Origin of the sequence: Dactylosporangium sp. McL0621, from assembly GCF_049995355.1 — a bacterium.
Lineage (GTDB): Bacteria > Actinomycetota > Actinomycetes > Mycobacteriales > Micromonosporaceae > Dactylosporangium.
Window position 1 is genome coordinate 5,053,571 of the sequence record NZ_CP188259.1, and the last position, 14,009, is coordinate 5,067,579.

Consider the following 14,009-nt stretch of genomic DNA (forward strand, 5'->3'; position numbering starts at 1 on the left):
TGCATCGCCATGAACGGGTATGTCGAGTGGTTAATCGTCGATCGGCACTCCGTGGCGCGGCCAGCGGCATGGCGGGCGCCGCCATGAACAGCAGTAGCGCGACCGCAGCGGCAGATCCGCGCACGTGATCTCGGGCGCATTGCGTCCCAGGGCGTGCGGGTCGCTCACGTGCAAGTGATCTACTCGGTGGGTGAGCAACCTGCGAGATCTCATCGTCCGCTGGCAGCGCGGCTGGGGGGTGGCTCGCGCGCTGCCCGTCGCCGAAGACGTAGGCGGCGCGTTGCGGGTCCGGTGCATGCAGCCCGGCCGCGACATCGAGTATGTCGCGCTCGATGTCGGCGAGGACCTCGAGTCGCTCACCACGCTGGCTGAGCTGGTCGCTGGCGAGGACGCCGTCACATGGCTGACCGTGCCCACTACCGACCCGGCGAGGGCGGCCTCGGCTCTGGCGGCCGCCGGCCTGATCGTGCTTAAGCACTCGGAACTGCTGATGACAGCCGATCTTCGCGGGCATCCGCAGAACATGCCCGTGGCACCGTACCGGATCCTGACCCAGGTCGAGTCGCGCCGAGGCGACAGCGTGGTCACGGCCATGGTACGGCACGAGTCGGGAGAGGTCGGTGCGCGCGGGACAATGGGACTGGCCGGTACGGATGCGGTCGCAGACCGAATCGAAACCATGCCGGCTCATCGCCGCAAGGGCCTAGCCAGCGCGGTCATGGGTGTACTAGCCCGTTCCGCGCTCGAAGAAGGCGTCGAACACGGCATTCTCATCGCCAGCGAGGACGGTCAACGTCTGTACATGACGCTCGGCTGGCGGCCGGTGGCCGCCGTACTGATCGCAACGACGCCCGGCAACACGTACCCGTCCTGAACGGCACAGATAGCCTCGGCCGACCCACGCTCGCGTCGTCGCCCAAGCAAGCGCGCAATCCAACGTCCGACGACAACGGCGCACTGAAGGCATGCTGCCCTTCGTGGACGATGTAATCGCGGTCAAGGTGACGCTTGCCGATGGTGGCGAGCGCTACTTCCTCACGTGGGGCCGGATCCAGGACCCGGTGGATCCAGGGCCGGTTTGTGCGCTGGTGTTGCGTCACGCCCGGCAGTTTTCCCTCGGCGGGCAACCGGTCGAGGCCCGGATCTGCGCGACGCTACGCGAAGCGGCCGACACGCCGTACTTCTATGAATCCCTGCTGTCGTTCGCTCGGCAGCCCTTACCTGATGACCAGGACCACTGGCGCACCCACATCGCTGAGGAGATGGACCTAGGCCACGAGATCTCGTACTGCGGCAGACCGGCAGACCTGGCCTGATGTCGTAGACGTGCGGTGCACGCCAGCGGGTAGGTGGCCGTTATGAAGACAAACGCGCGACTTTCGGCAGATCCGCGCGCCGAGCCGCCAGCTGGGCCATCACGGTCTGAAGCGCGCGGATCGCGGCAGATCCGCGCATGCACAGGCAGACTGGGCACCGTGTATGAGAACCGACCAGACGATGACCCGGAGGCGGTTGCTGCGGCAAGCCATGACCATGATCCCCCGATCCAGATCGTCTACCCGGCTGTGATGGACGACGGCGACTGGTCTATCACCGAGGCCAAAGGTTGGATCGAGGCGACGCTCCGCTGGGCCGGCATGCAGAAGACGATCACCTTCTACGATCCGATCCGGTTCGCCCAGGAGGTTCAGAGCGCCGTGGACCGTTCCGGCTACTTTCGCCGAGACTTGCGTCGTGGTGGTACCTGCAGTGACAAAGGTAGCGATCGAAACGGCAGTCGCTCGGATCGCGCGGAGAGACTTCGTGGACATCGACTGAAACGCTCGTCATCGGCACGACACGAAGGCGCGGCCCCGCCTCGCGGCTCACCGTCGGTGACGCGCACTCGCCTGCCATGTGCACCAACGGCGGCGTGAACGCGCACGCGATCTTGCGGATGCCATACCATCGCCGCGTGCGGATCGAGTTCACCCACAGCCGTAGCCGGGAGTACTTCCGAGCGCAGCTCCGGGCCGGCGCGTGGCGTGGAGTTGGTTCGACGCTGCTGCTGGCGGCGACGCTGGCCGTCGGCGGTGCATTCACGGCATCCAGCGACGCAGACCCTCGCCTCGCCGCCCTCGGGGTCGTCGCACTCGTCGTGGCGATCCTGCTGGCACTCAGGGCGCGTCACCGGTTCGTCGATGCCGTCACCGTCCCGGCGCAGTGGCACGGTCCCCGCACCTGGGTAATTACCGAGGACGCACTCGAATCCCACACACATCTCAGCTCGCAGCGGTGGAAATGGGCACGGGTTCAGCGCGTCGAGCAACGGCCGGAGGCGTACCTGTTCTGGCAGGCCGATCCGGTCATGTTCGATCTACCCCGGGCACCGTTGAGCACCGCGCAAGAATCCGAACTTCAGGCACACCTCGCCGAGTTGGGGCTGTCGCGACCGACCGCAGCAGTCACCCGCCCGGCACCACCTACCACCGACGGCGCCGGCGCCTGAATGCGCACCCGGACAGCGGCATGTGCGGATGCTACGAGAAGATCCTTTGGGGATGGTCGTTGCCGACTCGCAACCACCGACGGCCGGCCGCATCGACGAACTCCAAGCGGAGTTGTGCGTTCACCAACTCGAGCAGCGTTTCAGTGGGACGCCAGGCAACGTCACCCACATTCCAAATCTCGTGCCAGTGCTCAGACGGGCCGATCATCGCTCGTCGGCGGGGTTGGGTCGTACTCAGGGCTTCGCCTGTTCGGAGGGCTGTCAGGCATACGTCAGTGATCGGCATGCTGCTGAAGTTCACGCAGCTGCCTTTGAGGACGGTCATCTGCCCTTGCTCGACGAGCTCCGACTCCACTTGTAGGACGATCATCCGGGCCTGCGCCGCTTCCGCATCTCTGCGCTCAAGGCGGTGAGACCGCACTTCGTGCCGGTAAAGCAGCAGGGTGATAAGAGTGGCGAAAGCCGAGAACAACGTGCTCAGGACTGAGCCCCAACCTTGCATGATCTCGGTCGCGGTAGCCACCACGGGATGCACGGCTGAACAGTAGTTACATCGGTCAAGCTGAAGATGTGCGACCAGCAAGATCACGTACGTCTAGATGAGTGACGACCGCTTCGCCGCGAGTCGGGCACCGGCACGACGAGTGACGCGCGCCCAGCGGCAGATGTGCGCAGCCGATCAAGGCGGCTGCATGGAGCGCGCAGCTGACCAAACGTTCGCACGGGTGGCCGGTGGGCGAGAGCATCGATGATCTCGCGGCGTATGCGATGGCGGAGGGCGCGGAGGGCTACGACGTCCACGAAGTACGCCTTTGCAGGTGCGCCGTGTGCGGCGGTCAGGTCAAGCCGTGTTTGCGGCGGCTGCCGCAGGGCAGTGGGGAGACTGCCGTGCCGGGGGAGCACGAGCGTTGGAGGGATGCCCTTCGCCCCGGCCACTCGCTGAGGATCTGACCGTCGCCGACACGTCGCTGGGGCGGGAGTTGCCGTCAGCTGTCTGGTGTTGGGTCCGGCGGCGTCCTGTTCGGCGGGCTCCTGGGTCCCGGACGGAGGGTGCTCGGCGCGACCGCGTCGAGCCTGACCGTGCTCGTCCTGACCATGTTCTTCCTCGCCGACCTGCCGCGGATCCCGCCGGTTGCTGTACCGCCTGCCGCTGGTGGAGACCGTGTTCCCGCGGCTGAACCGTCGACGCGGTGTGGGGGAAGGGGAGACCGGTGCGGCGCCGGTGGGCTCGTATGTTGGTGGCCGGGGCGACGGTCGTCGCCCTGCTCCTTGTCGTCTGGGTCAACCGAGCGGACCTGCCAGCAGCGGTCCGGGCTCTGCGTGGCGCCGACCCGAGGTGGCTGGCGGGTGGGCTGTTGACGCTGACCATCTGGTGGTCGGCCTGGGCTCTGCTGTACCTGTCGTGCCGCCGGATCACCCGGGCGGGCGGCTACCGGGAGTTCCGGTGGCTGGTTCCGGTGGTGGTGGGTGCCGTCGCGGCCAACCTGGTGGTGAAGTCCGGCGGGCTGGCCGGGCTCGCGCTGTTCCTGGACGACGGGCACCGGCGGCGGCTGGCACCCAGCCGGGTCGGCAGCGCGTACGTGCTCGGCGCCGTCCTGGCGGAGGGGGCGTTCTTCGTGACGCTGGTGGCCGGGATTTCGGTGGTGTGGGCGTCGGCGCGGCTCACCCGTACCGAAGCCGCCGCCGTGACGGTCTTCCTGGCGTTCCTGGTCGCGCGCGCCGGTCTGCTGCTGGCGGTGATCCGCAGCCGGGAGGCGTTCGTCCGGATGTGGGGCGTCCCCGCCCGCTGGCGTGACCGGCTGCTGCGGCGTCCGGCCACGGGGTGTGACCCTGCGAAGCCGAACGAGGTCTACGACGCGGTAACGGTGCTGCGGGCCCGGCCGTCGACCGGGCTGCCGCCGTTCGGGTTCGCCCTCGGCGTTGACGCACTCGGGGTGGCGATGCTGTGGACCGCGCTGGCCGCGGTCGGCGGCGGCAACCGGCCGCTCGTGGCGCTGGTCGCGTATGCGATCTCCGCGGTGTTCGGCATGGTCGGGTTCCTGCCCGGCGGGCTCGGTTTCGTCGAGGTCGGCTCGGCGGCCGTGATGGTCTCGTTCGGTGTGCCGGTCGGGGTCGCCGCCGCGGCGGCCGTCGTATTCCGGCTGTGGGAGTTCTGGCTGCCCCTGGCCGTCGGCGCGGTGGCGGTGTGGTGGCTGAACCGGCGCCGGCCGGGACCCGCGGACCGGGCGGGCGGGTCGGGCGGGTCGGGCGGGTCGGGACTCTCCGCGGATGAGGCGTTCGGGTGAACGACGCGTTGAGCCTCGCTGGCCGGTGGGCGCGCCGCGGGTGCGCCGCGGCCGCACTGCTGCTCGCGCTCATCGACCTGATGTCGGCGGCCGTGGTGGTACCCCCCGCAGCCGTGCCGCACCGCCCGGTGTCGTACCCGGTCGCCGCGCTGTTCGGTGCGCGCTACCTCCTGCTGGCCTCCGGGGTCTGCCTGCTGCTGGTGGTGTGGGCGCTGCTGCGCGGCAAGCGGGCGGCGTGGTGGGTCGCGCTGCTCGCCGCGGCGGTGTCGCTGCCCGGCCACCACGCCGGGCCGGGGCAGTGGCCACGGCTGATGACCACCGCCGGCCTGCTGCTGCTGTTGCTGATCTGCCGGGAGGCCTTCGTCGCCCGGTCCGATCCCGCGCTCCTGCGCCGTGGGCTGGCGGTCCTGGTGGTCGGCGAGATCGCGGTGTTCGCGTACGCGGTGCTCGGCCTGTCCCGGCTGAACCCCGACTTCCGTGACCGCGAGACGGTCGGGTCGGCGATCGTCGACGCGCTGCGGCTGCTGTTCCTCCTGCCGGTGAGCGTCGAACCGGTCACCGGACACGGGCGATGGTTCATGGAGTCGGCGCGCACGGCGGCCCTGAGCGTGGCGGTGCTGGGGCTGACCTGGCTGGTTGCGACAGTGATCGGCCGGCCCGGGCACGACCGGGAGCGCAGGCGGGTGCGGCAGCTGCTGGACCGCTACGCCGGCACCGCGCTCGCCCACTTCCACCTGCTCGACGACAAGGCGTGGGTGTTCACCGCCGACGGCCGGGCGTTCGTCGGCTACAAGGTGGTCGGCACCACGGCGGTGGCGCTGGGCGAGCCGGTCGGCCACAGCGACTCGGTGCTGTCGGCGGCTCGCGACTTCGCCGAGCTGTGCACGCTCAACGGCTGGAACCCGGTGTTCCATCAGGTGACCGGCGAGGGCCTGCCTGTACTGGCCGCCACTGGCTGGAAGACCCTCAAGATCGGCGAGGAGGCGATCGTCGACCTGGCGACGTTCGACCTGCGGCGCCCGGAGTACAAGGGGATCCGGTCGTCGGTGCGTCGCTGCGAACGTGCCGGGTATCACGTGGTCGACCTGCCGTACCCGGTCGATGACGCGACGCTGGCCGAACTGCGCCAGGTGTCCGACGCCTGGCTGGCCTCCGGCGGTCACCGCGAACGGACCTTCACGCTCGGGCGTTTCGACCGCGAGTATCTCCGGACGACCTCGATCGTGGCGGTGCTCGACGCCGGCGGGCGCATCCAGGCGTTCGCGAACATCGTGCCCACCTACCGGTCACGCGATGCCACCTTCGACCTGATGCGCCGCCGGCCCGATGCGGTCAACGGGGTCGTCGAGCAGCTGTTCGTGGCGCTCATCGAGCGGTTCCGGGCGGCCGGGTACGCGGGCATGAACCTGGGGCTGGCGCCGCTGTCCGGCGCGGGTTCCAATCCGTCGCTGCCCGACCGGGTCCTCCAGCTGATCTATACGTACGCCGGCGCGGCGTTCAACTTCGCCGGTCTGCGCGCGTTCAAGGCCAAGTGGCATCCACGGTGGGAGCCGCGGTACCTCGCCTACCGCTCCGACGCGCGGCTGCTCGTCAGCGCCGCAGCACTCGTGCGCGCCGGAGAGCTGCCCGACCCCCGCTCGCCGATCGGCCGGCTGACGCGGCTGCTGCGGCGCATGCCGGTGACCACGGCGTTCCTCGTGCTCCAAGCGTGGATCATGACGGCGACCGCGCTCGACCCGGACACCCACGGGCAACTGATCCGCCACTTCGGCCTCGCCTGGCGCGATCTGCAGGGCGGCCAGCTGTGGCGCCTGGTGTCGGCCCCGCTCATCCAGACCGAACCCGGCTGGGTCTGGTCGGTGGTGTGGCTGCTGCTCGCGTTCCTGCCGCTGGCCGAGTGGCGCCTCGGCTCCCGCCGGACCGTGCTGATCTTCTTCGCCGCGGACGCCGTCGCGACGCTGTCGGTCCTGCTCGCCCTGCGGCTGGCGGCTGCCGCCGGGTCCACCGGCGCGGCGCGGCTCATCGCCGAACGCGACGCCGGCTCCTCGGCCGGCAGTTGGGCACTGGCCGCCGCGGTGGCCTGGAGCCTCACCGGCAGGGCACGGCTGCTCGCCGTCGCCGGAGTCCTCGCGACGCTGGGCGTTGCGGTGGCGACCCACCGCCGGCTCTTCGACGTCCAGCACCTGGTCGCGGCGCTCGTCACGTTCGGCGCCTGTGCCCTTCTGCCGGTATGGCGCCGGGCGCGGGCCGGACGCGCGGTCGCGGCCGCCCGCCGGTGGATCGGGCGATCACCGTAGAAGTTCCCGCCAGGCCTGGGTTTCGGGTGGATGGAACCGCGGTATCTGGCCCGGAACGGGCCGGCTGACGCCCTCTGCTGACGCGGTGTCAGCACGCCGCCGACCTGGTGAGGTGTGCCGTGCAGGATACGGGCGGCACGGCCGGCCGGATGCCCGCAGGCTCCGGCTCCCTGCGGCGCGAAGTGGGGCTGTGGGGCCTGACCTTCGTGTCGCTGGGCTCGATCATCGGCTCCGGCTGGCTGCTCGGCGCGCTGACCGCGGCGCAGGCCGCCGGGCCCGCGTCGCTGATCTCCTGGCTGCTGGCCGGTGGGATGCTCGCGCTGCTTGCCCTGGTCCACGCGGAGCTCGGCACCTCCTACCCGGTCGCCGGCGGCACCGCGCGGTTCCCCGGGTTCGCGTTCGGCGCGCTCGCAGGACTCACCGCGGGCTGGGCCGCCTGGCTGCAGGCCGTGACGATCGCGCCGATCGAGGTGGAGGCAAGCCTGCAGTACCTCAACAACATCGCATGGGTGCGTAGCCACCTCGGCCTCCTGCACGCCGACGGCACGCTGTCACCGGCCGGGCTGGGCTTCGCCACCGTGCTCATGTTGCTGTTCACCGTGATCAACGTGCTGGGGGTGCGGCGGCTCACCAGGAGCAACGCCACCGTCGTGCTCTGGAAGGTCGCGGTACCGGTGCTCACCGTCATCGTCGTGGCCGCGCTGACCTTCCATCCGTCCAACTTCACCGCAGGCGGCGGATTCAGCCCGTACGGTGCCCACGGCATCTTCGCCGCGCTGCCCGCCGGTGTCGTCTTCTCCCTGCAGGGCTTCGAACAGGCGATCCAGCTGGGCGGGGAGGCGCGCAACCCGCAACGCGACCTGTCCCGCGCCGTGATCCTGGCCATGCTGATCGGAACAGTGCTGTACATCCTGCTGCAGATCGTCTTCATCGGCGGCCTGGACCCGCGCAACCTCGCCGATGGGTGGACGCATCCGGTGGGCGCCGGGGACTTCGGCCCGTACGCGACCATCGCCGCCGCGGCGGGCGCCGGCTGGCTGGCCGTGCTGCTGTACGCCGACGCGTTCGTCTCACCCGCGGGGACGGGACTGGTCTATGTCGGCGCCTCGGCTCGGCTCTCCTACGCGCTGGCCCGGCAGGGCACCCTGCCGCCGGCGCTGAGCTACGTCAGCCGCCGCGGCGTGCCGCTGTACTCGATCGCGCTGGCGTTCGCCGCAGGAGAGCTGGCCTTCCTGCCGTACCCCAGCTGGCAGTCGCTCGTCGGGCTCGTCACGTCGGCGACCGCGATCATGTACGCGTTCGCGCCGGTGTCGCTGACCGCGCTGCGCCGACGTGATCCCCAGCACCACCGCCCCTACCGGGTGCCCGCCGCCGGGGTCGCCGCACCCGCGGCCTTCGTCGCGGCGAACCTGGTGATCTACTGGGGCGGCTTCGAGGCGACCTGGAAGCTCCTGCTGGCGATCGGCGCAGGGCTGGCAGTCTTCGCGATCACCGTGGCGCACACCCCCGACCGGGCACGGCCCGCCATCGACTGGCGTGCGTCGTCGTGGATCTGGCCCTGGCTCATCGGGCTCACCCTCATCGGGTTCCTCGGCCGGTACGGGCGCGGCGCACGCCTGTGGTTGCCCGGCTGGATCGACCTGCTCGTGGTGATCGCCTTCAGCCTCGTGATCTTCGCCTACGCCGTCAGCGTGGCCGTGGACAGCGAACGGGTACGTGCCGCGGTCGACCGGGAACGGCCCGAACTCGCCGCCCCGCTGGAGCGTGACGCACCGTGACGATCGGGTCCCGCCGCTGGTTAGGACTGTTGCTGGGAGACGGGTGAGGTCGTTGGCCAGCCCACGGGCGTGCATCTGGCGGCGGACGGTGGCGCTGGCCGCGTGCAAGGCCACCCGGTAGCGCAGGAGATCGGCGGCTCGGCGCACGGCCAGGAGCATGCCGATGCCACCGGCACCGATCGCGGTGACCATGCTCAAGTCGAGCAACAGGTCGCAGGGCAGCGCAGTCAGTGCCGTTGCCAGCGCCTGGTGGAAGGAACTGGCGGTGTCCTGGTCGAGTTCACCGGACAGCGTCAGCATGACCTGCCCGGCGCCTCGGCGCTGCACCTCGAACGAGAGCGCCGCGTCCGCGAGCGTCGCACAAGCGCGACGAAGATCGTAGTAGCCACACAGACAGTGCTGATGCCGGAAAGGAGCCGGTGGGCCATCATTTCCGCTCCCTACCCGGCACCCCGTCCTGGGCGACATCGGGCACCGGGGTGCCACCGGTCCGGGTGAGCGCGCAGGTCAGTGCCGGCTGGCCGGCCGGATCGGTCAGAAGCAGCAGTGCGCTCCGCCCCGTTGGCAGGGCCTGCATCGTCCGCTCGACAGTGGTGTCGCTGAGGCCGGCGTCGTGCCGGCGCGCCACCACCGCGACCGCACCCGCGCCGATGACCAGACCGGTTATCGGGAGGCCGACGAACGTGCCCAGCACCACCCCCCAGGCGCCGCCGGCGAGGGTGCCGTCGATCGCGTCCATGTCCCGGGTCTCCTGCACGTGTATCCCGCCCGCCTGGTCGGACCAGGCGACCGCGGCGTCGTCGAGGCGCACCGGACGGTGCTGGCGCAGCGCGGTGATCAGTGCTGCGCGAGCCCCCGTCACGTCGTCGAACGAGTAGGCCATGGTCTGGTCCGCGCGCAGCAGGGCCGGGCGGCGCAGACGCCCGGCCAGCGGACGCCGCCGCATTTGCCAACCGGCCAGGAAGCCCAGGAGGACCGCGAGCAGGTGCCCGACGTCGGTGAAGGTGCCGCCGTTCAGTAACGGCACGACCACGACCGCAATTGCCAACGGCACCAGGTACCGCCGTGCACGCACGGGCAGGGTGAGCGCGAGCGCGCCGCCGACGGCGTGCGAGCCGTAGCTCGTGCCCACATCACTGGCCATGGTGATCGCGCCGCCCAACCAGCCGCCGCGGACGCCGGTCAGCAACAGCCCGTACACGAGGCAGCTCGTCACCGCGTTGGACACGAAGAACACCACGAGCAGCCGCCGCCACCCCCACAGCACCTCGGCCACCGACAGGAGCAGCAGCAGCGGGATCATCGCACCCGCGCCAGCCCGTTCGTCGAGCACGAAGGCGCTGGTGACCAACGTCCAGATCCGGTGGTCCTGCAGGTTGACCACGTTGGTGGAGTTAGCGAGGACGATCTGAGTCCGGACCTCCGCACTGACGGCGTGGTTCAGGATGACATCGACGCCAATGACGATCAGCACGTACAGCGGGGCCAGCCGCACCCGCGCGAGGAACGACAGGCAGATCTTCGTCTTGGCCGACCGGCCCTCCGCGCCGAGAAGAGCGTCGGCGAGGTCGCCGCCAGGCAGGTAGGAGGCCGCTACAAGGCCAGGCAGATCCCGGTACAACCGGCACCGGCTCCGCACGCCCATGAGATGCCACCCATCAAAGATGATCTCCCCGTCGAGTGTACTGCCGCCGGATGAGGCCATGCCCTGACACCGACGTCGGCCGCAACTCGTGCCCCATGAACTCCGACGCCGAGGGCAGGTCCAATGACGTGCGTCCTGGTATACGGCTGACATGATCATCCGCCCCGGGCCGCGGGTCACCGCCGCTGTCGTTGTCCTGTTCGTCGCGGCAGGGGCCGGCTGCACCCGGCAATCCGGTGGTGAGCGGACCGCCGCGCGTGCGATCGCGTCGCCGAGTCCGAGCGCTTCGTCCTGCGGGCACAAGCCGAGCGATGGGTCCCGCCGCTCCTCGTCGGGTTCGACGAGCGCCTCGCCACCGCGCCGATCGTGGTCGCACAACGCCACTATCGACGTGGTCGTCGGGCTGGCGCAGCTCGGACGGACCGTCCAGGTCATCCCGGCGGATCGAGACGAGTACGTCGATAACCTGTCCGTGCTGGTCGATGGCGCGGTACACGTACCGCCACACGCCGTTGACATTGACGTACGTCTCGTCGACATACACCTGTCAGCAGGGTGTGACGCGTGAACCGGGCGGCGTCGGTCCGCAGCGGCGTGAAGCGCTGCACCCAGCGGAACACGGTGACGTGGTCGACCTCGACACCGCGCTCGACGAGCAGTTCCTCGACGTTGCGGTAGGACAGGTTGTCGCGCAGAGACCACCGGATCGCGACCACGATCACCTCGGGCGGGAACCGGAACCCGGCGAACGCCGACTTCGGAGGCAGCCAAGGGCCAGGACGTGTCGGTGACTTCGCTGCTCAAGCCTGCCACGATCTTGCCAACGCTCAATGCAACAGGACCCCGAGGCGGCCCGCTGCTGCTACCCCGCGAGAACGGCCGGGAACTGGACCGGCACACCGTCACCCGCCTGATCAACAAAGCCGGCGCCGCCGCCGGCCTGCCGCACATCCATCCCCACCAACTCCGGCACACCCTCGCCACCCAAGCCATCAACCGCGGCATGAGTCTCGAAGCCATCGCCGCGCTGCTCGGACATCGCAGCATGGACATGACCCTGCGCTACGCCAAAATCGCCAACCGCACCGTCGCCGACGAATACTTCGCCGTCACCGAAAAGGTCGAATCCCTCTACCAGCAAGGAAAACCACTCCCCGCCGACACCATCGGCCCCCACATGGCACGACTGCGCCGCGAACACCACCGCCTCCTCGGCAACGGCTACTGCACCCGACCACCCGAACTCGACTGCGCCTTCGAAGCCATCTGCGAAACCTGCACCTTCTTCCAGACCAGCATCGAGTTCCGACCCACCCTGATCCGCCAACGCAACCACGCCACCGAACACCACCAACCCCACCGCGCCGACCTGTTCAACCACCTCCTCAACCACCTCGACGACCAAGCATCCTGACCCACCGAAAGGGCATGACCGGCATCAACCTCGCCCCCCGCCACGCAGCCGAACTCACCGAACTCCTCGAGTCCCTCAACGCCTGGCTCACCATCGACCACCACCACCTCAACGCATCCCTGATCAGCTACGTCGGCCACCCAGCTACGACGTCAACCGGCTCCAAGCCGACCTCGCCAGGTTCATCTTTCCTGCTCGGCGGCGACACCGACGGTCAACTCTTCCAGCCACCGCCGACCCGATGGCCAGCCCCACACCGGGATCAACCTCACCAGACCCTTGACAAGGATTACCTGCGTAATGCCGATGAGAGTGCGGTCGGCACTGCGGGCGGCGGCGGTTGGCTTATCCTCCGCGTATGAGCGACATGACGTGGCGAGGGAACTCCGATGTGTCTCTAGTGATTCGTGCTGATTTTGCCCATGAGGATGAGTGGACACAGATTCAGGTAGCCATCGTCGAACCGCAGACCGAGGACGAGTTCACCGCCAACGTCGAATTCGTAGACGACAAGGCGTATGAAGGACTCACCGCGGCACGGCTGCTGGAGATCGTGCCGGCCGACACGGGTCACTCGTTCGCGTTCATTGTCGACACGCAGACGCTGACCCATCGCGACCGGCCGATCCTCGTGGTGAACCTCTACGACTGGGTGGAGGGGATCGAAGATCAGGGCAAAGGGCCACAGTACGGTGCTACGTTTCGGGTCGTCCCGTCCGAGATGTGGTCCGTACAGAACAACCTGTCGCTAGCGAACATGGACTGGGAAGAATTCGCGGACAGCGTCGATGACGACGGAATTCTCCGCGGCTTCGACTAGACCTGCAGACCCGCCCAGCCGAAGATCTGCGCGTACGGACACATCGCGTACTGCGAGCCTGTCCGCATCATCGTCCGGCCGGGCTGAGGCGAGCCGGGTGCGGCGCCGGTCCCCGCGGTCACCGGGCTCACCGTCGCGAACGGTCCAGCGTTCGACGCCGCCGGCACGACGATGTACCTGGCCGGCATCCCCGCGGATGGGTCGACCGGTTTACCGTCGAGCCACGCACCGGTGCGCTGAGCGGACGGGAGCCGTTCCTGCGACTGGCGCCCGGGCAGGGTGCGCCGGAAAGCACATGCCGGTCAACGCGCAACGAGTTCGGCCAACGTCGGCGGATCGGCGCCCCGGCGGCCGCAGGTGACCGCGGCGATGCGGGACGCGAACTGCAGGACGTCGATGAGCGCGGCGTCGTCGATGGCGGCCAGCTCGGCCCGCTTGTCTGTCCCGAGCAGGTTCGCTTCGCCGCACGCGTAGAGCAGGCCCGCCATGAAGGCGTCGCCGGCGCCGACGGTGTCGATCACCTCGACCGCCACCGCGTCGACCCGCGTCGCGCGGTGCCGGGTGTAGCCCCAGGCGCCGTCCGCGCCCAGAGTGACCACCACCAGGCGGGCGCCACGCTCGAGCCACGCCATGGCCACCTCGCTGTGCTGCTGTCCGGGATACAGCCACGCTAGGTCGTCGAGGCTTACCTTGACGATGTCGCTGATGGTGACGAGGCCCTCGACCCGCCGGCGAACTCGCGCGCGGTCGCCCATCAGCGACGGTCGGCAGTTTGGGTCGTAGGTGATCGTCGCGGTCCGGGAGGCCGTGTTGATCAGGGCGTCGATGCTGAGCGAGCCGGGTTCGAGGATGGCGGCGATGGAGCCTATGTGCAGGCACGTCGCGTCCGGTTCCACCTGGCGCACGGCTGGTGGGGCGAACGCTTGCCAGGCGATGTCGAATGTGTACTCGGCATGGCCGTCCGGACTCAGGCTGGTGCGAGCGACGCTGGTGCGGGGGCAGTCGAGCAGGGAACCTGGGGCGAGTCGCACGCCGTTGTCCCGGAAGTGCTCGATCAGGAGTTGGCCGTAGGGGTCGGTGCCCACCTGGGTCAACAGGCTCGTGGACCGGCCCAGCCGGCCGAGCGCGACCGCGACGTTGGCCGGGCTGCCGCCGGGATGCGCAACGAGTGTCCCTGGTGGACGCTCGATGAGGTCCACCAGGGCTTCGCCGACAACCGAAATCACGCGTTGCCTTTCCGGGTCTGGTCGGTCTGCGGCCTGCGTACAGTCAGGTCGGAAAC

General features: G+C 69.4%; 13 protein-coding genes and 2 pseudogenes. 10 read left to right on the forward strand and 5 right to left on the reverse strand.

Features of this window, described 5'->3' with window-relative positions; genetic code table 11:
- The first annotated feature begins 190 nt into the window (after positions 1–190).
- The 4 genes from ACPPVO_RS24430 to ACPPVO_RS24445 all read left to right on the forward strand — a co-directional run bounded on the left by ACPPVO_RS24430 (position 191) and on the right by ACPPVO_RS24445 (position 2,488).
- Positions 191–874 carry a GNAT family N-acetyltransferase gene (locus ACPPVO_RS24430; RefSeq protein ID WP_426513474.1) on the forward strand — a complete coding sequence of 228 codons (684 nt, stop codon included), beginning with the start codon at positions 191–193 and terminating at the stop codon, positions 872–874.
- Between the two features lie 103 nt (positions 875–977).
- Positions 978–1,316, forward strand: a complete 339-nt coding sequence (locus ACPPVO_RS24435) for a hypothetical protein (protein ID WP_426513475.1) — start codon at positions 978–980, stop codon at positions 1,314–1,316.
- 159 nt (positions 1,317–1,475) lie between these two features.
- On the forward strand, positions 1,476–1,916 hold the full coding sequence (locus ACPPVO_RS24440; protein WP_426513476.1) for a hypothetical protein: 441 nt from the start codon (positions 1,476–1,478) through the stop codon (positions 1,914–1,916).
- A 38-nt stretch (positions 1,917–1,954) separates the two neighbouring features.
- Positions 1,955–2,488, forward strand: a complete 534-nt coding sequence (locus tag ACPPVO_RS24445) for a hypothetical protein (protein ID WP_426513477.1) — start codon at positions 1,955–1,957, stop codon at positions 2,486–2,488.
- Positions 2,489–2,519: 31 nt separating this feature from the next.
- Here the strand turns inward: ACPPVO_RS24445 and ACPPVO_RS24450 are convergent, their stop codons facing one another.
- Positions 2,520–3,023 carry a hypothetical protein gene (locus ACPPVO_RS24450; protein ID WP_426513478.1) on the reverse strand — a complete coding sequence of 168 codons (504 nt, stop codon included), beginning with the start codon at positions 3,021–3,023 and terminating at the stop codon, positions 2,520–2,522.
- Between the two features lie 697 nt (positions 3,024–3,720).
- Here ACPPVO_RS24450 and ACPPVO_RS24455 point away from each other — a divergent pair.
- The 3 genes from ACPPVO_RS24455 to ACPPVO_RS24465 all read left to right on the forward strand — a co-directional run bounded on the left by ACPPVO_RS24455 (position 3,721) and on the right by ACPPVO_RS24465 (position 8,848).
- Positions 3,721–4,773 (forward strand): lysylphosphatidylglycerol synthase transmembrane domain-containing protein, encoded by a 1,053-nt coding sequence (locus ACPPVO_RS24455; RefSeq protein ID WP_426513479.1) that lies wholly within the window; start codon positions 3,721–3,723, stop codon positions 4,771–4,773.
- Positions 4,770–7,070 (forward strand): phosphatidylglycerol lysyltransferase domain-containing protein, encoded by a 2,301-nt coding sequence (locus ACPPVO_RS24460; protein ID WP_426513480.1) that lies wholly within the window; start codon positions 4,770–4,772, stop codon positions 7,068–7,070. The genes ACPPVO_RS24455 and ACPPVO_RS24460 overlap by 4 nt, the downstream gene beginning before the upstream one ends.
- Positions 7,071–7,189: 119 nt before the next feature.
- Positions 7,190–8,848, forward strand: coding sequence for an APC family permease (locus ACPPVO_RS24465; RefSeq protein WP_426513481.1), 1,659 nt, complete (start codon positions 7,190–7,192; stop codon positions 8,846–8,848).
- A 105-nt stretch (positions 8,849–8,953) separates the two neighbouring features.
- On the opposite strand, the pseudogene ACPPVO_RS24470 reads toward ACPPVO_RS24465, so the two are convergent.
- From ACPPVO_RS24470 to ACPPVO_RS24480, 3 genes and pseudogenes are all read right to left on the reverse strand, one after another.
- A pseudogene (locus ACPPVO_RS24470) lies at positions 8,954–9,316 on the reverse strand (STAS domain-containing protein); the annotation flags it as partial.
- Positions 9,276–11,033, reverse strand: coding sequence for a rhomboid-like protein (locus tag ACPPVO_RS24475; RefSeq protein WP_426513482.1), 1,758 nt, complete (start codon positions 11,031–11,033; stop codon positions 9,276–9,278). The pseudogene ACPPVO_RS24470 and the gene ACPPVO_RS24475, both read right to left, overlap by 41 nt.
- A pseudogene (locus tag ACPPVO_RS24480) lies at positions 10,927–11,260 on the reverse strand (IS6 family transposase); the annotation flags it as partial. The gene ACPPVO_RS24475 and the pseudogene ACPPVO_RS24480, both read right to left, overlap by 107 nt.
- A gap of 20 nt (positions 11,261–11,280) precedes the next feature.
- On the opposite strand from ACPPVO_RS24480, the gene ACPPVO_RS24485 reads away from it, so the two are divergent.
- The 3 genes from ACPPVO_RS24485 to ACPPVO_RS24495 are packed head-to-tail and all read left to right on the forward strand — an operon-like array spanning position 11,281 to position 12,727.
- A complete protein-coding gene (locus ACPPVO_RS24485; protein WP_426513483.1) occupies positions 11,281–11,907 on the forward strand; it encodes a tyrosine-type recombinase/integrase in 627 nt (208 codons plus the stop codon).
- A gap of 14 nt (positions 11,908–11,921) precedes the next feature.
- Positions 11,922–12,269 (forward strand): hypothetical protein, encoded by a 348-nt coding sequence (locus ACPPVO_RS24490; RefSeq protein ID WP_426513484.1) that lies wholly within the window; start codon positions 11,922–11,924, stop codon positions 12,267–12,269.
- Positions 12,266–12,727: a DUF6924 domain-containing protein gene (locus ACPPVO_RS24495; RefSeq protein WP_426513485.1), complete on the forward strand. Its 462-nt coding sequence runs from the start codon at positions 12,266–12,268 to the stop codon at positions 12,725–12,727. Before ACPPVO_RS24490 ends, ACPPVO_RS24495 begins: the two co-directional genes overlap by 4 nt.
- A gap of 302 nt (positions 12,728–13,029) precedes the next feature.
- Here the strand turns inward: ACPPVO_RS24495 and ACPPVO_RS24500 are convergent, their stop codons facing one another.
- Entirely contained in the window at positions 13,030–13,926 is an 897-nt protein-coding gene (locus ACPPVO_RS24500) for a carbohydrate kinase family protein (protein WP_426513486.1), read from the reverse strand.
- Positions 13,927–14,009: the final 83 nt, after the last annotated feature.